At 44.2% G+C, this 23,638-nt stretch carries 23 protein-coding genes; 16 read left to right on the top strand and 7 right to left on the bottom strand.

Annotated elements, in window-relative coordinates; all coding sequences use genetic code 11:
* The first annotated feature begins 7 nt into the window (after positions 1-7).
* The 3 genes from A7D14_RS03105 to A7D14_RS03115 all read left to right on the top strand — a co-directional run bounded on the left by A7D14_RS03105 (position 8) and on the right by A7D14_RS03115 (position 1,941).
* On the top strand, positions 8-343 hold the full coding sequence (locus A7D14_RS03105) for a hypothetical protein (RefSeq protein ID WP_067029823.1): 336 nt from the start codon (positions 8-10) through the stop codon (positions 341-343).
* Positions 344-411: 68 nt separating this feature from the next.
* Positions 412-1,080 (top strand): ankyrin repeat domain-containing protein, encoded by a 669-nt coding sequence (locus A7D14_RS03110; RefSeq protein ID WP_176712353.1) that lies wholly within the window; start codon positions 412-414, stop codon positions 1,078-1,080.
* A gap of 144 nt (positions 1,081-1,224) precedes the next feature.
* Positions 1,225-1,941 (top strand): VIT family protein, encoded by a 717-nt coding sequence (locus A7D14_RS03115; protein ID WP_067029827.1) that lies wholly within the window; start codon positions 1,225-1,227, stop codon positions 1,939-1,941.
* A gap of 36 nt (positions 1,942-1,977) precedes the next feature.
* Here the strand turns inward: A7D14_RS03115 and brnQ are convergent, their stop codons facing one another.
* The gene (gene brnQ, locus A7D14_RS03120) at positions 1,978-3,249 is read right to left on the bottom strand and encodes a branched-chain amino acid transport system II carrier protein (RefSeq protein ID WP_067029829.1); all 1,272 of its coding nucleotides are present in this window, start codon (positions 3,247-3,249) and stop codon (positions 1,978-1,980) included.
* A gap of 262 nt (positions 3,250-3,511) precedes the next feature.
* On the opposite strand from brnQ, the gene A7D14_RS03125 reads away from it, so the two are divergent.
* Positions 3,512-3,766, top strand: coding sequence for a hypothetical protein (locus tag A7D14_RS03125; protein ID WP_067029831.1), 255 nt, complete (start codon positions 3,512-3,514; stop codon positions 3,764-3,766).
* 123 nt (positions 3,767-3,889) lie between these two features.
* On the opposite strand, the gene thiL is transcribed toward A7D14_RS03125, so the two are convergent.
* Complete coding sequence (thiL, locus tag A7D14_RS03130) at positions 3,890-4,936, bottom strand: thiamine-phosphate kinase (protein ID WP_067029834.1); 1,047 nt, start codon at positions 4,934-4,936, stop codon at positions 3,890-3,892.
* Positions 4,937-5,011: 75 nt separating this feature from the next.
* Here thiL and A7D14_RS03135 point away from each other — a divergent pair, with 75 nt between their 5' ends.
* The 11 genes from A7D14_RS03135 (at position 5,012) to A7D14_RS03185 (ending at position 15,681) form a co-directional block, all read left to right on the top strand.
* On the top strand, positions 5,012-6,280 hold the full coding sequence (locus A7D14_RS03135) for a choice-of-anchor B family protein (RefSeq protein ID WP_141673203.1): 1,269 nt from the start codon (positions 5,012-5,014) through the stop codon (positions 6,278-6,280).
* Positions 6,281-7,627, top strand: coding sequence for a hypothetical protein (locus tag A7D14_RS03140; RefSeq protein ID WP_067029836.1), 1,347 nt, complete (start codon positions 6,281-6,283; stop codon positions 7,625-7,627).
* Positions 7,628-7,744: 117 nt separating this feature from the next.
* Positions 7,745-8,074: a HesB/IscA family protein gene (locus A7D14_RS03145; RefSeq protein ID WP_067029838.1), complete on the top strand. Its 330-nt coding sequence runs from the start codon at positions 7,745-7,747 to the stop codon at positions 8,072-8,074.
* A gap of 39 nt (positions 8,075-8,113) precedes the next feature.
* Positions 8,114-9,559, top strand: coding sequence for a Fe-S cluster assembly protein SufB (sufB, locus tag A7D14_RS03150; RefSeq protein ID WP_067029840.1), 1,446 nt, complete (start codon positions 8,114-8,116; stop codon positions 9,557-9,559).
* Positions 9,560-9,666: 107 nt separating this feature from the next.
* On the top strand, positions 9,667-10,419 hold the full coding sequence (gene sufC, locus A7D14_RS03155; RefSeq protein WP_067029842.1) for a Fe-S cluster assembly ATPase SufC: 753 nt from the start codon (positions 9,667-9,669) through the stop codon (positions 10,417-10,419).
* Between the two features lie 99 nt (positions 10,420-10,518).
* A complete protein-coding gene (gene sufD / locus A7D14_RS03160) occupies positions 10,519-11,835 on the top strand; it encodes a Fe-S cluster assembly protein SufD (RefSeq protein ID WP_067029844.1) in 1,317 nt (438 codons plus the stop codon).
* Between the two features lie 85 nt (positions 11,836-11,920).
* Positions 11,921-13,162 (top strand): aminotransferase class V-fold PLP-dependent enzyme, encoded by a 1,242-nt coding sequence (locus A7D14_RS03165; RefSeq protein ID WP_067029846.1) that lies wholly within the window; start codon positions 11,921-11,923, stop codon positions 13,160-13,162.
* 72 nt (positions 13,163-13,234) lie between these two features.
* Positions 13,235-13,657 (top strand): SufE family protein, encoded by a 423-nt coding sequence (locus tag A7D14_RS03170; RefSeq protein ID WP_067029848.1) that lies wholly within the window; start codon positions 13,235-13,237, stop codon positions 13,655-13,657.
* A 6-nt stretch (positions 13,658-13,663) separates the two neighbouring features.
* Entirely contained in the window at positions 13,664-13,993 is a 330-nt protein-coding gene (locus A7D14_RS03175; protein ID WP_067029850.1) for an SUF system Fe-S cluster assembly protein, read from the top strand.
* 84 nt (positions 13,994-14,077) lie between these two features.
* Positions 14,078-14,581, top strand: a complete 504-nt coding sequence (locus A7D14_RS03180) for a DUF2480 family protein (RefSeq protein WP_067029852.1) — start codon at positions 14,078-14,080, stop codon at positions 14,579-14,581.
* A 167-nt stretch (positions 14,582-14,748) separates the two neighbouring features.
* A complete protein-coding gene (locus A7D14_RS03185) occupies positions 14,749-15,681 on the top strand; it encodes a DUF3078 domain-containing protein (RefSeq protein ID WP_067029854.1) in 933 nt (310 codons plus the stop codon).
* Between the two features lie 301 nt (positions 15,682-15,982).
* On the opposite strand, the gene hflX is transcribed toward A7D14_RS03185, so the two are convergent.
* Complete coding sequence (hflX, locus tag A7D14_RS03190; protein ID WP_067029856.1) at positions 15,983-17,194, bottom strand: GTPase HflX; 1,212 nt, start codon at positions 17,192-17,194, stop codon at positions 15,983-15,985.
* A gap of 325 nt (positions 17,195-17,519) precedes the next feature.
* On the opposite strand from hflX, the gene A7D14_RS03195 reads away from it, so the two are divergent.
* Positions 17,520-19,715: a S8 family serine peptidase gene (locus A7D14_RS03195; protein WP_067029858.1), complete on the top strand. Its 2,196-nt coding sequence runs from the start codon at positions 17,520-17,522 to the stop codon at positions 19,713-19,715.
* 198 nt (positions 19,716-19,913) lie between these two features.
* Here the strand turns inward: A7D14_RS03195 and A7D14_RS03200 are convergent, their stop codons facing one another.
* The 4 genes from A7D14_RS03200 to A7D14_RS03215 are packed head-to-tail and all read right to left on the bottom strand — an operon-like array spanning position 19,914 to position 23,576.
* Positions 19,914-20,627, bottom strand: a complete 714-nt coding sequence (locus A7D14_RS03200; RefSeq protein WP_067030219.1) for a 3'-5' exonuclease — start codon at positions 20,625-20,627, stop codon at positions 19,914-19,916.
* 9 nt (positions 20,628-20,636) lie between these two features.
* Complete coding sequence (locus A7D14_RS03205) at positions 20,637-21,107, bottom strand: methylated-DNA--[protein]-cysteine S-methyltransferase (protein WP_067029860.1); 471 nt, start codon at positions 21,105-21,107, stop codon at positions 20,637-20,639.
* On the bottom strand, positions 21,107-22,228 hold the full coding sequence (locus A7D14_RS03210) for a CNNM domain-containing protein (protein ID WP_067029862.1): 1,122 nt from the start codon (positions 22,226-22,228) through the stop codon (positions 21,107-21,109). Before A7D14_RS03210 ends, A7D14_RS03205 begins: the two co-directional genes overlap by 1 nt.
* A 40-nt stretch (positions 22,229-22,268) precedes the next feature.
* A complete protein-coding gene (locus A7D14_RS03215; protein ID WP_067029864.1) occupies positions 22,269-23,576 on the bottom strand; it encodes a serine hydrolase domain-containing protein in 1,308 nt (435 codons plus the stop codon).
* Positions 23,577-23,638: the final 62 nt, after the last annotated feature.

A 23,638-nucleotide genomic window follows, 5' to 3' on the forward strand; every position in this document is an offset into this window, starting at 1 on the left:
CTCGCCTATGGGAAAGTTATTCTGGATAAAATTAGTGCACACCTTGATTTGGGCATTTTTTGTGGTTGTGATTTTCTATGTGCTGTTTTCTGGAATCACAGGAAACATCAATACCTACACCTGGGTGGGCATAGCCTTGGTGATCGGGGAAGGATTGGTTCTTTTGATTTTTAAAATGTTCTGCCCACTCACTTTGATGGCCCGGAAATATTCGGATTCCACAAAGGACAATTTTGATATTTTTTTGCCCAATGGGTTGGCCAAAAACAACAAGCTGATTTTCACCTCCATTTTTTTGATTGGTTTTGTGCTCGTTTTAGTGCGAACCTTTTTCGGAGAATAGCTTTTTTGGGTTTTGAAAAAAAATGGAATTAAAGTGTTATTTTTCAAGGTATTATGGAAAACATCAAAATGGACAAATTAATTGAGCTGCTCAAAACCCACATCCAAAATAGGGATGCAGACAAGGCTCTTGGCTTGATCCAAAACCACCCGGAAGTCATCAATCTTGAAGATGAAAACGGAAGCTCCGGTCTCATGCTCCTTGCGTACAGCGGATTCAAGGATGCTTTTGCCGAAGCAGTTTTGTTGAAGACCACATTTTCGTTTCATGAGGCCATTGTTTGCGGCAAGAAGGATATCGTTGCCCAGTTTTTGGGGCAGTCCGAATCTGATTGGGCCAACACCCATTCCAAAGATGGGTTTGCCCCATTGTCCCTGGCTGCTTTTTTTGATCAAACTGATATAGCTCTCCTTTTATTGGATAAGGAGGCCGACCCCAATTTGGCGGCTACCAATCCCACGAAGGTTAATGCTTTGCATTCTGCCGTGGCCAAGGAAAATGTGGAGTTGTGCAAAATCCTTCTGGAAAAGGGCGCGAATGTAAACGCAAGACAAATGCAAAATGTGACCGCTTTGCATTCCGCGGTACATCGTGGCAATCTGGAACTTACCAAATTGCTGGTGGAACACGGAGCCGACCCCAGTTTACAAATGGACAATGGCAATACGGCACTGATCATTGCCAATCGGGAAGGGCATGGGTTGGTGAAAGCCTATTTGTTGGAGCATCAGAACTGATGTCACTTTAGGTAGGGGATTTTTAGGGCAGGAAACGTTAACTTTACTTACCTGTGTTGAACATGATTTAGCATTGGCCGATTTAATTTTTTAAAAACGAATAATATCGTAGAACGTTGCACGTAATTTGAACATACAGAATAGATGGTAGAAAAAACAGACGAATTAGATAATTATTTAGATAGTCATTACATACATCGAAGTAATTGGTTGCGTGCTGCTGTCCTTGGAGCTAATGATGGAATTTTATCAACTGCAAGTATTGCGATTGGGGTATCTGCTGCAAGTGATATGCGAGAACCTGTTATTTTGGCAACATTAGCCGGACTGGTCGCTGGCGCCTTATCAATGGCAGCTGGAGAATATGTTTCAGTAAGCTCACAAACAGATGTTGAAATAGCAGACATCAAACGTGAAAAGCAAGAGCTAAATGAAATGCCTGAAATCGAATTACAAAGACTAGCGGAAATTTATGAAAAAAGAGGTCTCAAAAAAGAAACTGCCTTAACTGTAGCCCAAGAATTAACGGAACACGACGCGCTTGGAGCACATATTAGAGATGAACTAGGAATTAATGAAATTAGTCAAGCTAAACCTATACAAGCTGCATTTGCTTCCGGTGCAGCATTTACAGTTGGGGGATTGCTCCCTTTTTTAGTAACGCTATTTCTTCCTTTAAAGAGTATGGAATATTCTCTTTATGGTTTTGCACTATTTTTTTTAATAGTTTTAGGTGCATTAGCTGCAAGAACAGGGGGCTCAAGTATTGGAAAAGCAATTGTCCGAATTACATTTTGGGGAACAGTAGCAATGGGGCTTACCGCTCTTGTTGGTTATTTATTCAATGTGAATGTTGGATAAAAAGCTATATATGAGCACGATAAGTTAGCCCTCAAATCACTCCACCCACCTCTCCATTACATTCCCTACCACAAAAGCAAACAAAGCTGGCAGCACCCAACCCAATTGGTATTGGGTCAAGGGGAGCCATTCAGGGTAAAGTTCTGAAGTCAATGCAACACCAAGGGTGCCCAAAAAATCAGGGATGCTAAAGATGATAGTTGTAATTACCACCCACTTGAAGACGGTGGTAGAGGTCCACTTTTCGGGGAGTACGTTCAACAGGATCAACACAATCGTTATGGGATAAATAAACATGAGCGCTGGCAGGGCCACCGCAATAATATACCCCACATTAAACTGCCCCATGAGCACGCCCAGCACACATCCGGTCAAGGCGGTAATCCGGTAGGCCAGATTGGAATTGTTGAACCGTCCTCTAATAAAATCCGAAGTACCCGTAACAATCCCCACAGCGGTGGTAAAGCAGGCCAAGCTTACCAAAAGGCTCAAAAATAGGGTGGCGGTGTTGCCCAAGGTTTCGGTGCTGATGCCACTTAAAAGTGCGGTACGGGAAATGTCAGCAGCAAAAACATCACTAAACAAGGCCCCGGTCAGAATAAGTCCGGCGTAGACGAGGAACAACCCCAAACCCGCCCAAAACCCCGCCTTTCGGATAAGGCTTTTTTTGGCCTCGTAGCTGGCGGACTTGTCCTTTATGTTGATGGAAATAATAATGACCGCACCCACCACCACGGCCCCGATAGCATCAAAGGTTTGGTAGCCTTCCAAAATCCCGGCGCTCAAAGGATTTTGAATCGTGGAAGCGGAAAAATCAAAATCCAAAGTACCCATGGCGGTGGCTACAATCAGCAACAGGATGATAAGGATGCCCGGGGTGAGCAGCTTGCCCACCAAATCCAAAACTTTAGATCGATTGATGACAAAAACGAAGACCAGACCAAAGTAAATAAGACTGGTCAGTAATGAAGAAGAATCCCATATAGGTTGAATGGCCATTTCATGGGTTACCGATGCCGTTCTTGGAGAGGGCAGGGCAACGGCAATGCCATAGATCAAAAAGCAATACACCAAACTGAAAGTGGGGGACACTTTCTTGGCGAAATCGAACAAGGTGCCTTGAAGTCGGGCATGGGCCAAAATACCCAGAATGGGAATCAACACTGCGGACAGACAAAAACCTAATGTAACCAACCACCATGAGTTGCCCGATTTGAATCCCAACAGTGGGGGGAGGATGAGGTTGCCGGCACCAAAAAAAAGGGAAAAAAGGGCAAACGCGGTAATTGTTAACGTTTTTTTGTTCATAAGGTGTTGATAATTATCAAGCAATGTAGTATATTTCGAAGGCGCAGTTCAACGAAAATAATTGACTTTTTGACGATTATAGTGTATTTCATCGAAAAAAAGTCTTTAGGGAAATCTGAGCAAAATAAAAAGTTATCAACATTCGTTCAAAAAGAAAACCATTCAACAAAAACCAAACGTATAACAAAAAATTACTATTAATCCACATGGCATTTTTCACGATTCCCCAAATCGCAGGGATGCACCCAAACAAAACCGGCTTATGAAAACTACTACCACCCACCATGGCAACAAAATCTCTTCTTTATTCTGCAACGTATTTGGCCACCACTACGTGGTTTCCAAAAAAGTGACACAGCACATTAAGGAATACAAATGTATTCATTGTCAAAAAGAGGTCACCACTGATGTTAGTGGAAAACTTTCTGCACTGACCCCGCAGATGCAGGAAATCAACAACACTTTGGAAGACATGTACAGAAAACGAAGGACCAAATTGGTACAGCGCGTAGCATAACCAATTTTCCAATAAAAGTTTTTACGGTCTATCCCGAAAACTTAAGTAAGTACCTACTGCTATACAGGTCGCGTGCCCCAAGACCATGAAGTGGATACCCTTGATTTTCGGGATTTTTTGTGCCTATCCGTTAAAGGAATTCCAGCCCTGGGCCGTAAGTGGTATTTTGGTTTCGGCACGGGTGATGAGGTGCGCTCCTTCACTTTTTTCGGTCATGTGGCCGATGACGGTCAAATTGGGATTGCCCTTGATCTTTGGAAAATCAGCCTGGTCTATGGTAAACAACAGTTCATAATCCTCACCACCGCCCAAGGCGATCATGGTGCTGTCCATTTGAAACTCTTCGCAGGTTGAGATAACGGTGGGATCCAACGGAATTTTATCCTCAAAAAGATTGCAGCCCACATCGCTTCGTTTGCAGAGATGCAGAATTTCAGAAGACAGTCCATCACTGATGTCGATCATGGAAGTGGGCTTCACCTCCAGTTTTTTCAAAAGTTCCACGATGTCTTTGCGGGCTTCGGGCTTCAGTTGACGCTCCACGATATAGGAATACGGTTCCAAGTCGGGTTGGTTGTCCGGGTTCACCTTGAAGACTTCTTTTTCACGCTCCAAGACCTGAAGACCCAAATAGGCGCCGCCCAAATCCCCGGTGACCACCAAAAGGTCGTTGGTTTTGGCTCCATTTCGGTAAACAATATCATTCTCTTCAGCTATTCCCAAAGCGGTTACACTAATGATCATCCCCTTGTTGGAAGAGGTGGTGTCGCCCCCGACCAAATCCACTTTGTAAAGCCTGCAAGCGGCTGCCACTCCTTCATAAAATTCCTCCAATGCCTCCAGCGGAAAACGGTTGGAAACTGCAATGGAAACGGTTACCTGGGTGGCCATGGCGTTCATGGCGTATATGTCGGACAGGTTCACCATAACGGATTTGTAGCCCAAGTGCTTTAAAGGCGTGTAGCTGAGGTCAAAATGAACGCCTTCCACCAACATATCGGTGGAAACTATGGTTTTTTTGTCTTTAAAATCCAATACGGCAGCATCATCTCCAATGCCCATTTTTGATGAGGGTTGATGCAGTTCAAAGTTTTGGGTGAGGTGTTCGATCAGACCAAACTCCCCCAATTTTTCCAATGAGGTACGTTGCGGATTTTTGTCTTCTAGCATTTGGCAAAAGTAAACAGGATAATTTTAAATTGTATCTTTAAAAGAAAACAAACCAAAAATTGCTATGCCATGGGTATGAAAGCCGTACTACCGTTTTTGGCCATTTTGTTTTTGGCGGGATGTTCCAGTGATAATGGCAATGGGGATGATACAAACCAAATGGATGATGATGGACCAATTGTTGATGATGGTCCAAACATTGGTGATGGAGAAATTTACCTTGGATTTGCCCCATGCGAAGCTGGAGTGGCCACGGTTTATCCTTGCCAAGGATATGATATGCTCTTTCAGATGCGCCTCAATGCCTTCAACGCAAATGCCGCTAACGATATTTGGGGTTGGACCGATGCTTCCACAGGTAATGAATATGCGCTGATCGGGTTGGACAAGGGCACCGCCTTTGTGGATATCACCGATGCCGAAAACCCAATCTATTTGGGAAAGCTCCCCACAGCCACCGAATCCAGTATTTGGCGAGATATTAAGGTCTATGGCGATTACGCTTTTATTGTGTCCGAAGCCACTGACCATGGCATGCAAGTCTTCGATCTAAAGAAACTTAGGAATGTAGCCAATCCACCTGAACTTTTTACAGCTGATGCCCGCTACATCGGAATCGGGAATGCCCATAATATTGTGATCAATGAAGAAATGGGCTTTGCCTACCCTGTGGGAACAGCCCGGAACGATGCATTTAATGGCGGGGTGCATTTCATTGACATTCAAAATCCGACAAGTCCAAACGGTATAGGGGGATATGGCGCAAATGGTTACACCCATGATGCCCAGGTAATCACCTACAACGGGCCCGATACTGATTACACTGGGCGGGAAATTTTTATCGGTGCCAATGAAACCCAGATTGCCATTGCGGATATTACTGACAAATCCAACCCTACAGAAATTGGAACACTCGGCTACGCAAACCGGGGATATACCCATCAGGGGTGGTTTACCGATGACCACCGCTACTACATTTTGGGGGATGAAACCGATGAGATCAATTTCGGTTTCGATTCCAGAACCTTGGTTTTTGATATGACCGATTTGGATAACCCGGTGCTCCATACAACCTATATTGGCCCAACCGAAGCAACCGACCACAATGGCTACGTAAAAGGAGATGAATTTTTCTTGGCCAATTATACGGCAGGCATGCGGGTTTTGGATATTTCAGGGATTGATTCAGAAACCATAACCGAAATAGGTTTTTTTGACACCCACCCTTCCAACAATACTCCGGGCTTTGATGGGGTATGGAGCGTTTATCCCTATTTTGAAAGTGGAAAGATTATTATCAATGATACCGAGTCAGGCTTCTTTGTGGTTCAAAAATCAAACTAGATGATGAAAAAGGCAGCACTCTATTTAGCGTTGGCCTGTCTGTGCTCATGCTCGAATGATGACTCCCCTATGAATCCAGAGATGGAAACACCGTTTTTAGGTGAAGTGGAGTGGGTCAAAAATTTTGGTGGCTCAGGTGAAGATGCCGGATACGATATAATCCAGACTATGGATGGGGGCTACGCCATTTTGGGATACACCAACAGCATAGACGGGGATTTATCCGGAAAAACCATGGCCGTCAGCGATTATTGGTTGTTGAAATTGGATGCCGATGGAAACATGCAATGGAACAAAACCTATGGTGGCAGCAAGGAAGATTTGGGTCAGTCCGTAATCCAAACCACTGATGGGGGCTATGCGATTGTGGGCTACGCCATGAGTGATGACGGTGACGGAAGCAACAATGAGGGGTTCCACGACAATTGGATTCTACGATTGGACGCCACGGGTACTATTTTGTGGGAACAAAGCTTTGGGTTTTCCGGACACGATCATTCGTATGATGTGGTTCAGACCTCTGATGGTGGATTCTTCTTTGCAGGTTTTTTGGATGTGACCCAATCCAATGGCGAGGGAAATTTCGGCAAAGGGTCAAGCTCGCTTACCAGGCATGGGGTAGGAGAGTTTTGGGGCACCAAACTCGATGCCGATGGCAATTTACAATGGAGAAGATATTTTGGAGGCACCAACAACGATCGTGCCCACGGAGTGGTTCAGGCAGATGATGGAGGCTTTGTGATGACCGGGTTTTCCGAAAGTGATGATTTTGATATTTCCAACACAAAGGGCAGTTATGATTTTTGGGTCATCAAAATAGATGGTGAAGGGACGTTGCTTTGGGAAAAATCATTTGGAGGAACCGGGATAGAAGTTTCATATGATATCGCCAAGACTACAGATGGCGCTTATGCCATAGTGGGACATACCTTTAGCACAGATACTGATATTTCCAAAAACCACGGGAAGTCCGATGTGTGGCTCATCAAAATAGACGATAATGGAAACCTGTTATGGGAAAAAACATACGGAGGTGCTGAATTTGATGATGCCAGAGGCCTTTCCGTCACAGCTGATGGGGGTTTTGTGATTGCCGGAAATTCCAAAAGCACAGATGGCGATGTAACTGAAAATAGAGGTGAGAATGACCTCTGGTTCATTAAAACGGATAGTGAAGGAAATCTGACCCATCAAAAATCCTTCGGGGGCTCAGGATTGGACTTTGGTTTTGATGTTGTCCAAAGCATGGACGGCAGTGTTGTTCTGGTGGGAGTAGTGGCCAGCAACGACTTTTTGGACATTGACGCCAAGGGAATGACCGATTTGGTGGTCATTAAAATGAAATAGCCTTTTCCTTCCATAGATAACCCCTATAAACATATTCGTTATTATAATGTTAGGACCCATGGTAAAACCCTACAGATACAGTATATTTGTAGGCTATTTAGAACAAATCCAGTTAAGATGATTAAAGTTTCAGAAACAGCTAGACAGAGAGTGGTGTCGCTCATGACCGAGGGAGGTTATGATGCCAGCACCGATTTTGTCCGTGTGGGCGTAAAAAGTGGGGGGTGCAGTGGATTGTCCTATGAGTTGAAGTTTGATAAATCCGCAGACGACACCGATAAGGTTTTTGAGGATAATGATGTTCGCATCATCGTTGATAAAAAAAGCTTTTTGTACCTCGTGGGTACCACATTGGAATATTCAGGAGGACTGAACGGAAAAGGTTTTGTCTTCAACAACCCCAATGCACAACGAACTTGTGGTTGCGGGGAGAGTTTTTCATTATAATTTTTGACTTTAAGCCTTTGATTGGCTAACTTAAAAGATATGGCGTATACAGAGGAAGAATTAAAAAAAGAACTGGAAACCAAGGAATATGAGTATGGTTTCTACACAGATATAGAATCGGATACCTTGCCCAAGGGCTTGAACGAGGACATCGTCATTGCCATTTCCAAAAAGAAGGAGGAGCCGGATTGGATGACCCAGTGGCGTTTGGAGGCCTTTCGAGCTTGGCAGGAAATGAAGGAACCGGAATGGGCCAATGTAAAATATAAAAAACCCGATTTTCAAGATATTTCCTATTATTCCGCACCCAACAAAAAGCCCAAGTACAACAGCTTGGATGAAGTTGATCCAGAATTGCTGGACACCTTCAAGAAGTTGGGCATATCTGTGGACGAACAGAAAAAATTGGCCGGGGTGGCCGTGGATATCGTAATGGATTCCGTTTCGGTGGCCACCACCTTCAAAAAAACCTTGGCTGAAAAAGGGATTATTTTCTGTTCCATTTCGGAGGCTATCCAAGAGCATCCCGAGTTGGTAAAGAAATACATCGGTACGGTAGTGCCCAAAAAGGATAATTTTTATGCAGCACTGAACTCAGCGGTCTTTTCCGATGGGTCATTCTGCTACATTCCAAAAGGGGTACGGTGCCCAATGGAACTGTCCACCTATTTCCGAATAAATCAAGCCGGGACTGGTCAATTCGAGCGTACCTTGGTCATTGCCGAAGAAGGCAGCTACGTGAGCTATTTGGAAGGTTGTACCGCGCCCATGCGTGATGAGAACCAATTGCACGCCGCAGTGGTGGAACTGATTGCCTTGGATAATGCCGAGATCAAATATTCAACAGTTCAAAACTGGTTCCCTGGAAATAAAGAGGGCAAGGGCGGTGTCTATAATTTTGTGACCAAGCGTGGACTTTGCGAAAAGAACGCCAAAATATCTTGGACACAGGTGGAAACCGGATCGGCTGTTACGTGGAAGTACCCTTCCTGTATTTTGAAGGGCGACCATTCCATTGGAGAGTTTTATTCCATTGCCGTAACAAACAATTATCAACAAGCTGATACGGGAACCAAGATGATTCACTTGGGAAAAAATACCCGAAGTACCATCATTTCCAAAGGAATTTCAGCAGGACATTCCCAAAACAGTTACCGGGGATTGGTGCAGGTAAACAGTAGGGCGGAGAATGCGCGAAACTTTTCGCAGTGCGACTCCCTGTTGATGGGCAACGAATGTGGTGCCCACACCTTCCCATACATTGAGGTCAAAAATAAAACAGCCCAGATTGAGCATGAGGCCACCACCAGTAAAATTGGTGAGGACCAAATTTTTTACTGCAACCAACGTGGGATTGATACTGAAAAAGCCATCGCTTTGATCGTGAACGGTTTCAGTAAGGAAGTGTTGAACAAGCTCCCCATGGAGTTTGCCGTTGAGGCCCAAAAATTATTGGAAATCAGCTTGGAAGGGTCAGTGGGATAGCTTCGACTTCCTGCCCGGACGGCAGGCGGGCGCCCAACTTGTTGTTCAAGTTTGATTGAGCGTAGCCGAAATCATATAATTCAAATTAAGAATACAACTTTTTGAAAATGTTAAAAATAAAAAATTTACACGCTAGCATAGACGATAAAAAAATCCTGAAGGGAATCAACCTTGAGGTAAATGCCGGAGAGGTACACGCCATCATGGGACCCAACGGTTCCGGAAAAAGTACTTTGGCCTCGGTGATTGCCGGAAAGGAAGAATTCGAGATTAAAAAAGGGAGCATTTCCATGGAAGGTGAGGATTTGGAAGAGCTGGCTCCTGAGGAAAGGGCGCACAAAGGCATCTTTTTGTCCTTTCAATATCCCGTGGAGATTCCCGGGGTATCGGTGACCAACTTTATCAAGACAGCCATCAACGAATCCAGAAAAGCGCGGGGCATGGAGGACATGCCTGCCAATGAGATGTTGAAACTGATTCGTGAGAAATCCCAGATGTTGGACATTGACCGCAAGTTTTTGTCCCGTTCCTTGAACGAAGGCTTCTCTGGAGGAGAGAAAAAAAGAAACGAGATTTTCCAAATGGCCGTGATGGAACCCAAATTGGCCATTTTAGATGAAACCGATTCCGGATTGGACATTGACGCTTTGCGTATTGTGGCCGATGGTGTGAACAAGTTGCGTAGCAAGGACAAGGCTATTATTGTGATCACGCACTATCAGCGTTTGTTGGAATACATCGTTCCAGATTACGTACATGTGCTCCATGATGGTAAAATCGTGAAATCCGGCACCAAGGAATTGGCCCTGGAACTGGAAGAAAAAGGATACGATTGGTTGAAACAGGAAGCTGCGGTTTAGTTCCTATGTCATTCCCGTGAAAATGGGAATCTATTAGGGCTTATATAACCGTGATTAATGAGATTCCTGCCTGCGCAGGAATGACAATGAAAAGAAAACATGGATTTAAAAGATAAATTACTCTCGTCTTTCTTGGCTTTTGAAAACAACATGGATTTGGAACACCCAGTTCATGAAGAGCGTTCGGAGGCCATAAAGAACTTTGAGGAAAAAGGGTTTCCCTCCAAAAAAGAGGAAGCTTGGAAATACACCTCATTGAACAACTTGCAAAAGGTGGACTTCAGTATTTTTCCAAAACAGGAAAATTCTTTGGAGTACAAGGACATCAAGAAGTACTTTTTGCACGAGATAGATACCTACAAGATTGTTTTTGTGGATGGGGTGTACAGCTCCTATCTTTCAGAGACCACCCATGACGGAGTGGATGTCTGTTTGATGAGTTCTGCTTTCAGCAAGCCCATGTTCCGTCCGGTGATCGATGTATATTTCAACAAAGCTGCTTCCAAAGAGGAGTCCTTGACCACATTGAACACCGCTTTTTGCAGGGAAGGGGCCTATATCTACATTCCAAAGAACAAAATGCCCAAAAAGCCCATCCAAATCTTGCATTTGGCCACGGGCAATGAGGCAGCCCTGATGCTACAGCCCCGAAACTTGATCGTTGCCGAGCAAAATGCCGAAGTGCAGATCATTGAACGCCATCAAAGTTTAACGGACAATGAGGTGTTCACCAACTCCGTGACCGAGATCTTTGCGGGCAAGGATGCCATAGTGGACTACTACAAGGTTCAGAATGACAACAACAATGCTTCCTTAGTGGACAACACCTATATTTCCCAAAAAGATAGCAGTGTGGTTCGGGTACATACTTTTTCCTTCGGTGGAAAACTGACCCGTAACAATTTGAATTTCTATCAAGATGGAGAGCGTATAGATTCCATTTTGAAAGGAGTGACCATTTTGGGTGAAAAACAACATGTGGACCACCACACCTTGGTACACCATGCCCAGCCCAATTGCGAGAGCCATCAGGATTATAAGGGAATTTTTGGGGAGCGATCTACAGGAGTCTTCAACGGAAAGATCATCGTGGACAAGATTGCCCAGAAAACAGATGCCTTTCAGCAGAACAACAACATTTTGATCAGTGATAAGGCCACCATCAACTCAAAACCCCAATTGGAGATTTTTGCCGATGATGTAAAATGCTCCCACGGATGTACCATTGGCCAGTTGGACGAGGAAGCTTTGTTCTACCTAAGATCAAGGGGAATTCCCAAAAAAGAGGCCACAGCCCTTTTGATGTATGCCTTCGCCAACAATGTGTTGGCAAGTGTCCGGATACCAGAATTAAAGGCCCGAATCAACAAGATCATTGCCAACAAGCTTGGTGTTCGTGTAGGGTTTGAGCTATAATTCAATCCAAAAGGGATGATTTCGAGCCACATTGTTAAGGTTAGGGCGAGAAATCTCCTTGAACCTTAGTTTTCACTTCGTTAAAATGACAGATAAAAGTACCATAGCAACTACGTTTGATGCCGATGTGATTCGAAAGGATTTTCCAATCCTTAACCGTCAGGTCAATGGACAACCTTTGGTATATCTGGACAATGCGGCTACGTCCCAAACGCCCCAGCAGGTCATTGATACCATTGTGGAGTATTACCAAGGCTACAATGCCAATATCCACCGTGGGGTGCACAGCCTTTCACAGGAAGCTACCGATGCTTATGAAATGGCCCGAAAGAAAATTCAGGAGCATTTCAACATTGCTAAATCACAAGAGGTGATATTTACTTCAGGCACCACCCATGGCATCAATTTGGTGGCCACAGGATTCAGTTCTTTTTTAAAGAAGGGCGATGAGGTTATGGTATCGGCCATGGAGCACCATTCCAATATTGTGCCGTGGCAAATGTTGTGTGAACGTACTGGGGCGACCCTGAAGGTCATTCCTATGAATGTTGAGGGAGAATTGATTATGGAGGAATACCATAATTTGTTATCTGAAAAGACCAAATTGGTCTTTTGCAACCATGTTTCCAATGCCTTGGGAACCATTAACCCTATCGAAGAAATCATTGAGGCCGCCCATAAAGTGGGTGCCGCCGTCTTGATTGACGGTGCGCAGGCCGCGGCCCATATCAAAGCCGACCTACAAGCGCTGGATGTGGACTTTTATGTGGTTTCGGCCCATAAAATGTGTGGTCCAACCGGCGTGGGCATGTTGTACGGCAAAGAGGAATGGCTCAAAAAATTACCGCCCTACCAAGGTGGGGGCGAAATGATCGCTGAGGTCACTTTTGAAAAGACCACCTATGCCGATTTGCCCCATAAGTTTGAAGCAGGAACCCCCAACATCTGCGGTGGAATTGCTTTTGGTGCCGCATTGGATTATATGAACAGCATTGGGTTTGATGCCATCACGCAATATGAAGAGGAATTGGTGCGCTATGCCACAGAGCAGCTTTTGACCATAGATGGGCTAAAGATTTATGGCACTGCAAAGCACAAAACTTCCGTCATTTCTTTCAATATTGAAGGTATTCACCCCTACGATATTGGGAGCATTTTGGACAAGCTGGGAATAGCTGTGCGTACTGGACACCACTGCGCCCAACCCATCATGGATTTTTATAAGATTCCCGGTACGGTAAGGGCCAGCTTCAGTTTTTACAACACCAAGGAGGAAGTGGACAAGTTGGTGGAAGGTGTAAAGCGTGCCAAGAGCATGTTGGAATAGCCTATTCGTTATCTTTGTCTTAAAGACTTGATAAGCATCCGCCCGAGTTGTACTTTTGAATAAATCTAACGCATGACCATACAAGAAATACAGGAAGAGATTATAGACGAGTTTTCCATGTTTGATGACTGGATGCAGCGCTACGAATATATGATTGAACTAGGAAAGTCCCTTCCGTTGATTGAGGAACAGTACAAGACCGATGACAACCTCATTAAAGGTTGCCAGAGCAAGGTTTGGGTGCATGCAGAGTTGGACGGGGACAAATTGGTGTTTACTGCGGATAGTGATGCCATTATCACCAAGGGCATTATAGCCATATTGATAAGAGCTTTCAGCAACCAAAAGCCGCAGGACATCATCGATGCCGATACAGGCTTTATTGATGAAATTGGATTAAAAGAGCATTTGTCGCCAACACGGGCGAATGGATTGGTGAGTATGGTAAAGCAATTGAAACTGTACGCCGTGGCTTACCAAACACAGTTAAATTAGAACAAGATGAGCGAAGAAATTACTATAGATACCCAAGAATTGGGGGAGAAGATTGTAAAGGTCCTCAAGACCATTTATGACCCAGAAATTCCTGTGGACATTTATGAATTGGGATTGATCTACGACGTGTTCGTAAACGAGGACAGCGATGTAAAGATTTTAATGACCTTAACCTCGCCCAATTGCCCTGTTGCGGAAACCTTGCCCGTTGAAGTGGAGGAAAAAGTAAAATCCCTCGATGACCTGAATGATGTTGAGGTGGAAATCACCTTTGACCCCCCGTGGACCCAAGAGTTGATGAGCGAAGAGGCAAAATTGGAGTTGGGACTGCTCTAAAAGAGCAAAAGTTAAAAAGGCAAAGGGTTAAGGTGACTCCAACATACAAACACCCTTCGCCCAAACACCTATTACCATTTACCCATGTCTGAAATCATTAACAGAGTAGCGCAAAGCAAACTGGTCACTTTTGATCTTGAGGAACTCTATCCCCAAGGCGAAAGAAAGGTGCTGGATATCAAAGACTGGTTGTATGAAGGCATCATTTTACGGGAAAAGGAGTTTAGAAACCATGTAGATGCCTACAACTGGTCTGCATACCAAGACACCTGTGTGGCCCTGCAGTGCTCCACCGACGCCATTGTTCCCGGCTGGGCGTTTCTATTAGTGGCTTCCAAATTGGCTCCATTCGCTAAAAAAGTGGTGGTTGGAAGCATGGAAACTTTGGAAACATCACTCTACCAATCTATTCTGGAAAACTTGGACGTTTCTCCATATGCGGACAAACCTGTGATCATTAAAGGCTGCTCCAAAAAACCTGTTCCCGAAAATGCGTATCTCATGGCTTTGGAAAAAATACAGCCTGTTGCCAAAAGTGTGATGTATGGCGAGGCCTGTTCTTCGGTGCCGGTGTACAAAAAGAAATGATTCGCATCAACTATCTGAATAAGAGATTCTTCACTTTTACCTTCCAGCGGCACTCAGAACTACAACTACAAATCAACTAAAGCGAACCGGATTATCTAATTTTAAAGCGTGTAGGTAAACCGGTGACATTTCTTACTTTTGGGGTTCTAAACAGTAAACCTCATACTATGAAAAAACTACTTTTTGCAGCAGGGATGTTCTTTGCCTTTGTTTCAGTACAGGCGCAGACCGCCGAGGAACTCAAAGCGCAGATAGCCCCAAAAAAAGATTCCATCGCGGCCATACAAGGGCGGGTTAATGCCCTGCAATCCCAATTGGATGCCCTTCCGGGTTGGAAAATAGGTGCTTTTGGCACCATAGGTGGAAGTCTCTCCAATTTCAACAACTGGTTTGCCCAAGGCATTCCCAATAACTCCTCAGGAAACATTGGTTTTACCGTAAATGCCTTTGCCAATTTGCAAGAAGAGAAATTCTTTTGGAGAAATGCGGCCAATGTCAACCTTTCTTGGGTAAAGTTGGATGATAAGGACGACCCCACAGATGATGATAGCTTCAGGCAGGCGATGGATGTTTTCAATATTTCATCCCTGTATGGAAGAAAGTTGAGCGAAAAATTTGCCATTTCCGCTTTGACAGAATACAGAACCACCATTTTGAGCAACTTTAACGACCCTGGTTATTTGGATCTGGGTATTGGGGCCACTTGGACACCGATTGCTGATCTGGTGGTGGTGATCCACCCGTTGAACTACAATTTTGTGTTCAGTAAAGAAGATAGCATTTTTGAGTCGTCCATGGGTGCCAAGATTGTGGCTGACTATACCAAGCAGATCGGCGCTGTGAGTTTTAAGAGCAACCTTTCCCTGTTCCAAAGCTATGAAAGTGGTGATTTGAGCAACTGGACCTGGATCAACTCCTTTAGCTATACATTATGGAAAATGATCGGGGTTGGTTTTGATTTTGGTTTGCGCAGCAACAAACAAGAGGCCTTGAACTATATCGTAAACAATGCGCCGACGCCTGACCCGAATGCCACGTTCGACACCATTGACAATGAATTGCAAACCTACTGGACATTGGGGCTGAGCTATAAGTTTTAAATTGTCCTGACACGCATGCCAGTCGAAGACATGGACTACACGAATGGATTCGAATAAAAACGCCCTCAAACTCGAGGGCGTTTTTGTGGGGTGTAATATGATTTTTACCTGTTTTTAAGTCCATGGTCAAAGTAGGTTAAGATCATAAGATCGGAGTGAGACACTAAAGGCTTAAAAACAGTTTGAAAGTAGTTTTTATGTGGTTATCCCTTAAATTTTTGTTGTGAACCGTACAAAATTTGTGGTGGCGAAGCCCATAAAAGCAGTTCATCGAAGATGCGGAACGCTTTGCCCATTAAGTTTAATACTGATCCAAGTGCTCCGGATATAAAAAGTTGTTGTAGGGAAATCGGGTAACATGGATGTCTCGTACCTCATCATAGACACGTTTTCTAAATTCATCCAGATTTTCTTTGTTCAGTGCCGAGATGAATATGGCCCGATCACCAATTTTATTGAACCAAGTTTTTTTCCAGTCCTCAATAGAGAAATGAGCAGTGGTCCGTTCAGTGGTCAAATCATCGTCATCAATGGTTTCGGGCTGGTATTTGTCTATTTTGTTGAAGACCATGATGGTCTTTTTGTCCGAACTCTTGATTTCATCCAAAATTTGGTTCACAGAGTCAATGTGTTCCTCAAAGTTGGGGTGTGAAATATCCACCACATGTAACAACAAATCGGCTTCCCGAACCTCGTCCAAGGTGCTTTTAAAACTTTCCACCAGTTGGGTGGGCAACTTTCGGATAAAACCTACCGTATCGCTCAACAAAAAGGGGAGGTTGCCAATAACCACTTTCCGTACCGTGGTGTCCAAGGTGGCGAAGAGTTTGTTTTCCGCAAACACATCGCTCTTGCTGATAACATTCATTAGGGTGGATTTCCCCACGTTGGTGTATCCGATAAGCGCAACGCGAACCAAGGCGCCACGATTGCCCCGTTGGGTTTCCATTTGGCGATCTATTTTCACCAACTTTTTCTTCAAAAGGGCTATACGGTCACGAACAATACGTCTATCCGTTTCAATTTCGGTTTCACCGGGACCCCGCATTCCAATACCCCCTCGTTGCCGTTCCAAGTGTGTCCAAAGTCCGGTCAATCGCGGTAAAAGATATTCGTACTGGGCCAATTCTACTTGGGTGCGGGCATAACTGGTCTGGGCACGTTGGGCAAAAATATCGAGGATAAGACCGGTACGGTCCAATATCTTGCAGCGCAATATTTTTTCGATGTTGTTCTGTTGGGCCGGGGTCAGTTCGTCATCAAAGATGACAGATCCAATTTCGTGTTCTTTCACATATTGCTGTACCTCTTCCATTTTTCCACTACCAATATAGGTCTTGGGATTGGGCACGTCGACCTTCTGAACGAAACGCTTTTCAACTTCACCCCCAGCGGTATAGGTCAAAAATTCCAACTCGTCCAAATATTCGGTTACCTTGGTCTCATCCTGACTTTGATTGATTACCCCGATAAGCACCGCCTTTTCATACTCAATGGCCTTCTTTTCTAGCATAGAATCAATTAAAGTACAAATCTAAGCAATGTTTTGGAAGCTGATTTTCAACATAAGGGTTTTATGGCTTGTTCATTACAAAAAATAGTATTGTTTCCAGTTTTATACGGATTGTGCTTGGGTTTTGACCCATAGTAGAACACAAGAAAACCATTACATTGAGGCAAATTTTAAATGAAGGAAAATTAGTACACAACAAAAAAGTTAATTTTCACAACAGATTTAGGAAAAGGAGTGTGCATTTCATCGAAAAAACCACTGTTTTTGTCGATAATATCAAGCTTTAGAAATATATTCGTAGTCCAAATCTTACCTAAACTTGACTATGGACTACAGATCTCCTTCAGGGGCTAAGGCAGCAATCTTCTCCATTTTTTTTGCGGTTTTGGGCATTTGTTCTGCGGTTGGTCAATCCATAAACGCAAAAGAGCAAATTCGGGCTAACTATAATCAAGGTAAAATGGCTTCCATTATTTTCCAAATGGAAGAAGAGCATCAGGCCACAGATCAAAAAATAGGACAACTTCTTAAGGCCAAAGGTTGGAACAAAACTGAAAAATCGACCAACGGTTCCCAAGTTGAATTGAAGGACATCGGAACCGACGGCACTCCACTTTTTTATACCACACTGAATGACCCCACCACACAAACGGCAAGGGCACATACGCTCTATGCTGACGGGCTCTTGAATTTAGGCTTGGACGGAAGTGGTATGGAAGTTGGCGTTTGGGATGCCGGAGCAGCATTGCCCACACACCAAGAATTTGATACCCGGGCCACAAATGTGGACAATTCGGATGAAATTAGCCTGCATGCCACTTTGGTAACCGGTAACCTGATCTCATCGGGAATCCAAGCTAGTGCCAAGGGTGTAGCTTTTGGTGCACATGCGCTGACCCATGATTGGACCCGTGATAAAATTGAAGTCGCTGAGGCTGCTGCCAATGGGCTTTTGTTGAGCAATCATTCCTATGGAATTTTATCGGACCGTGTTCCAGATTGGTACTTTGGCGCCTACATTAAAATTGCACAGGATTGGGACAAAATCATGTACAATGCTCCCTATTATTTGATGGTGACCGCAGCAGGGAACAATCAAAAATCCTACGACAATGCTACGCCCAATTTTGGGAAGACCGCAGATGGCTTTGACTTGTTACTGGGATTTACTACCACTAAAAATGGACTTACCATTGCTGGGGCCAATACACAGATTGGTAGCAAAGGTGAGTTGAAAGGGGCCAGCGTTGCCGGGTACAGTAGTTTTGGACCCATGGATGATGGCCGCATAAAACCGGATTTGGCCGGGGATGGTTCCAATATCCTTTCCACCAGTTCTGAAACAAATACAAGCTACCAGACTTCTTCGGGGACTTCCATGGCCGCTCCGGGCGTTACCGGGTCGCTTTTGTTGCTGCAACAATATCATGAGGAACTTTTTGGAACCTATATGAAGGCTGCCATGCTAAAAGGGCTAGCCTTGCACACCGCCGATGATGTGGATGCCAAGGGACCTGATTACAAAGTGGGATGGGGCGTAATGAATGCGAAAGCTGCCGCCGAGGTACTTCAGAACAGAGAGTACACTACAATTTTAAATGAAGAAAGTCTTACCGAAGGGGAAACTTTTTCATTTACGGTTGTTGCCAATGGCTCCGAACCTCTTGTTGCCTCCCTGTCGTGGACGGATCCTGAAGGGGAGTATATCAATAAGGGAGAAATGAACAGCACTACCCCTGCTTTGATGAACGATTTGGATATTAGAATCAATACATCTGGGGAAACGTTTTATCCCTGGAAATTAAATCCTGCAAGAGCAAATGATGCCGCTACTCAGGGTGATAACACGGTAGACCCTTACGAACGTGTTGAAATTGCCAATGCACAAGGGCAATACACGATTACCATTTCGCACAAAGGGAGCTTGACCAATGGGTTTCAGGATTTTTCACTGATTGTTTCCGGTGCACAAGTTTCCCAATGTTCCATTGAAATTCCTTCGGATGTGGAATTGGTTGCTTCAACCGGTGACAGTTCAACCCTTACATGGTCCGAAGCTACGGAAACCCTTTTTGAAGTTCAGTATAAAGCTGTAACGGAAGATGCTTGGAACAGTGAATTGATATGGGAGAACAGTTTTGAACTTTCCAATTTGGAGGAAGGCACAGTGTATGAAGCGCGAATCCGTTCCATCTGCACAGAGAATGCCGTATCCGATTTTTCAGACGTGTTTCAGTTTGAGTTCAATGGAGAGGATACCGAGGCAATTGCGTATCAGCCGTTGAGCTATGCCCAAGAGTTTGAGGTGGCGGTGTACCCCAATCCGGCTGTGAATTATCTTTCTATTAAGGCCCAATTGTCACCAGATGCGCAATACTCCATTGTTACCACTTCAGGGAATGTCATCAAAAAAGGAAAGGTTGAGGAAGCCATCAATGTTTCTTCCCTAGCTTCTGGGTTGTATGTGTTGTTGGTGCAGGACCATGGTGGTGCCAGGAGCACAAAGTTTTATAAAAACTGAATAGAATTCCAATTCCCATTCGTCACCCTGAATTCATTTCAGGGTCTCATAGGGTGGGATGCTGAATCGAGTTCAGCATGACGAGATTCTTCACTTCCTGTCCGGCAGGCGCTTAGAACGACAAATGGATTTCCTTGTCAGTTCGAGCGCAGTCGAGAACCATTTTAAAAAACCAAGAGTCAAGAATCAAGAGCAAGTTCAAACTTTTCTAATCTCATCATCAGCTAAAAGCACTTCATTTCTCAATCGAAGAAAGACCTGGGCCGTGGTCACCACATCCAACTCGCAATAGGAAATGATTCGGTCTATATCCTTTTCTTCATAAAACACATCCTTTACCATACTGCCATCCATATCATCTTTAGGAGATGGAATGCCGAGCACATAAGCCAACAGTTTTAAGGAAGTATAGTGTTTGTAATCGCCAAACTTCCATAATTCCATGGTGTCCAAATGGGGAACTTCCCACGGTTTTTTGCCGAAAAGGTCCAGCTTGTAGGGTAGGTTAATGCCATTGATCACCATTCGGCGGGCAATGTAGGGAAAATCGAACTCCTTGCCATTGTGTGCACACAAAAGGTGTTTGGTCTGGCTGAAATGGTCTTTAAGCAATTGTTTGAATTGTTTCAGGATTTGGATTTCCTCACCATAAAAGGAAGTGACCCTAAAACTTCTTACATCGCCTTTGTGGGTAAAATACCCCACGGAAATACACACGATTTTTCCAAATTCGGCCCAAATCCCCGCACGGTCGTAAAACTCCTCAGGAGTGTGTTCATCTTTACGCTGGTATTGCGTTTTTTGCTCCCATAAGAGCTGGGCGGTTTCACCCAGATTGGAGAAATGTTGCTGTTGGGGTACGGTCTCGATATCCAAAAAAAGGATATGTTCCAGGTTAAGTTTATAAAGCATGGTAGCCAATTAAAAAAGAGTCGTCTGCTTTGCAGGGCTCTCGTGTTCCAATAACCATTTTTTTCTATGCAGTCCACCTGCATATCCTGTGAGGTCTCCGTTGGTTCCGATAACGCGGTGACAGGGAACCACAATCCAAAGTGGATTTTTGCCATTGGCCGAGGCTACTGCACGAATGGCTTTTACATCACCGAGTTGCTTGGAAAGTTCCAAATAAGAAATGGTTTTTCCAAATGGGATTTCAAGAAGGGCGTTCCAAACTTTTTTCTGAAAATCGGTTCCGGAGGGGTTGAGTTTTAGGTCGAATTGCTGACGGGTACCCTCAAAATACTCCCGGAATTGGTATACGGCATCTTCCAGCACTTCAGGAATTATACCAATAGGTTTGTTCATGTCCAAAACAGATACAGAGACAAGCCCATTTTCATCGCCCCTAAACTCTGCCAAACCTATAGGTGTTTGTAAATAAGTAGTTTCCATTATTCTAGCTCATCTTCACCTTCAATGATTCCCAATCGCTTTGCGCGAGCTTCCCAGTTTTTTCTGGCGAGTGTTTGTAGGTTTTCCACATTATCGCTTTCGTCCATAATTTCCAATCCGAGGAGGGTTTCGATGACATCTTCCATAGTAACCAATCCACTTACCGAACCATACTCGTCCACGACCAAAGAAATGTGCTCTCTTTTCTGCACAAATTTTTTAAAAAGGTCATTAATGGACTTACTACGATTTGTTACCAGTATTTCCCTTCTGATCGTAGATAGGTTTTCATTGCCCTTTTTGTTGATGATAGCCTCCAACAACTCATCCTTTAAAAAGAAGCCCGTAATGTTATCCATCCGATCTTTGTACAACGGAATTCTTGAAAAACGCAAGGGTCTGTTTTTTTCAAAAAATTTCTTTATGGTAGTGTCTTCGGATGCAACCTTCATTACAGTTCTCGGGGTCATTACATCACGTGCCAGGATTTCATCAAAATAAAGCAGGTTTTTGATCATTTTGGACTCCGATTCCTTGAACACACCTTCTTCATGGGCAATTTCGGTCATAGCACTAAAATCCTCCCTATTCAACACACTGCCATGTTCAGCTTTTGCCCCCACCAATTTGGTAAAAAGCTGCAACAACCATAACAATCCGGTCCATTTTAGCACAAATACCATTATGTTCAGCGCTTTACTGGTAAAGTTGGCCAATTGCTTCCAGAAAGTGGCCCCTATGGTCTTTGGAATGATTTCTGAGGCGACCAAAATCAATATGGTCATCAGGGTAGAGACAATTCCGACCATAAGATCTTCGGTAAAGGCCACCCCAAAAAAGCTTCGCTCTGTGGAGCCATATATTTCCGCATAGGCCACTTTTGCCTGAACTCCTACCAAAATGGCACCAACGGTATGCGCAATGGTGTTTAGGGTGAGGATGGCAATGAGCGGCTTGTCTACATCCTTTTTAAGCTTTTCCAGGGAGGTTGCATACTCTTTTCCTTCTTGCTTTTTTACATTGATAAAAGTGGGTGTGATGCTCAACAGCACGGCCTCCAAGATGGAGCACAAGAACGAGAAGAAAATGGATATAAGGGCATAAAATATAAGTAGTCCCATAAAATGGTAGAATCTTTAGTACCAAGATAGGGAATAGGAATTAATTTTGAATGCTTAATCCCCCAGCTTTATAGAAAACATCCTGAAGTGCCGTTCGGATATTTAAATCATACAGTTGTCTATGATCCCGAGACGGGTAAACCCGGTTGGATAGAAAAATAAACGTGAGCTTGTTTTCAGGGTCGGCCCAGACAAAGGTTCCCGTAAAACCGGAGTGGCCAAAACTTTTGGGGCTTGCCAAAGGGGAGGGGTATGCTTCTTCCAAAGGAAGTTCTGCGTTATTGAGCAAAGGTTTGTCGAAGCCCAACCCCCGGCGATTTTCATTTTCGGGATATTGTACTTTGGTGAATTCCTTTACCGTTTCAGCTGAAATGAGATCTTGGCCACCCACCTTACCATAATTTTGATAAAGGAGCATCAATTTGGTCAAGTCATCTGCTGTGCCGAATAATCCTGCGTTGCCAGAAACGCCACCTTTGAGCGATGCATTTTCGTCGTGTACCCAACCTTTTACCAAGGATTTTCGGAAAATCGAATCCACTTCGGTGGGCACAATGGCGTTCACGTAGTTATTTTCTTTGGGCAGATATCCAAAGGTATGACAACCCAAAGGACGATAGAAATTTTCATCCAAATAGGTTTGATAGTCGGTTCCTGCGAGTTGCGCTATCAAACTTGGAAAAATAAGAAAGGTAAGCCCGGAATACACGTATTTCTTCTCATCAGTAACTTTAGACCGATTGATGATACGATTCATTTTTCGCTTGAACCGATTGTTGATGTAGAGCCCATCATACACTTGTCCTTGAAATCTTTTATGGGATGAATTCCGAACAAAGCGCCTTTTGACCTTTCCATTTTTTCGAAGCACCTTCTGCAAAAACACAATATAGGGCACCAAACCAGCCTGATGTGCCAAAATCTCCCGAAGCGTAAGGTCTTTCTTGTCTTTTCGGTGTCTCCAAGGCTTCCAATAGTTGCTAAAAGGCTTGTCCAAATCGAGTTTGCCCTCGTCCACCAACTTCATCAGGGCAGGTAAGGGCCCCGTGATTTTAGTAACGGAAGCTAAATCGTAGAGGTCGTTCAAGGCTACAGGTCGCAGACTATCATAGGTATGGAATCCGTAGGCTTTGTGAAAAATTACGGTATCGTTCTTGGCGACCAAGAGTTGGGCGCCCGGGAATGCCAAACTATCGATGCCCATTTGCATTATGGAATCCACTTTTTGTTTGATGAAGGCCTCATCGAATCCTAATTTGGAGGGAAAGGCGTGGATGAGTTCGCGTTGGGCAAACCCAAGAGGCATCACTAAAGTGATGAAGAGCAACGAAGCCGCAAATCTTTTCATTTTGGTCGGGGTTTAGCCCAAAGTTCGGATAAAATCCTTGGCAAAATAACTCTCACTGATAT

The sequence above is a fragment of the Allomuricauda sp. CP2A genome (assembly GCF_001683915.1).
GTDB lineage: Bacteria > Bacteroidota > Bacteroidia > Flavobacteriales > Flavobacteriaceae > Flagellimonas.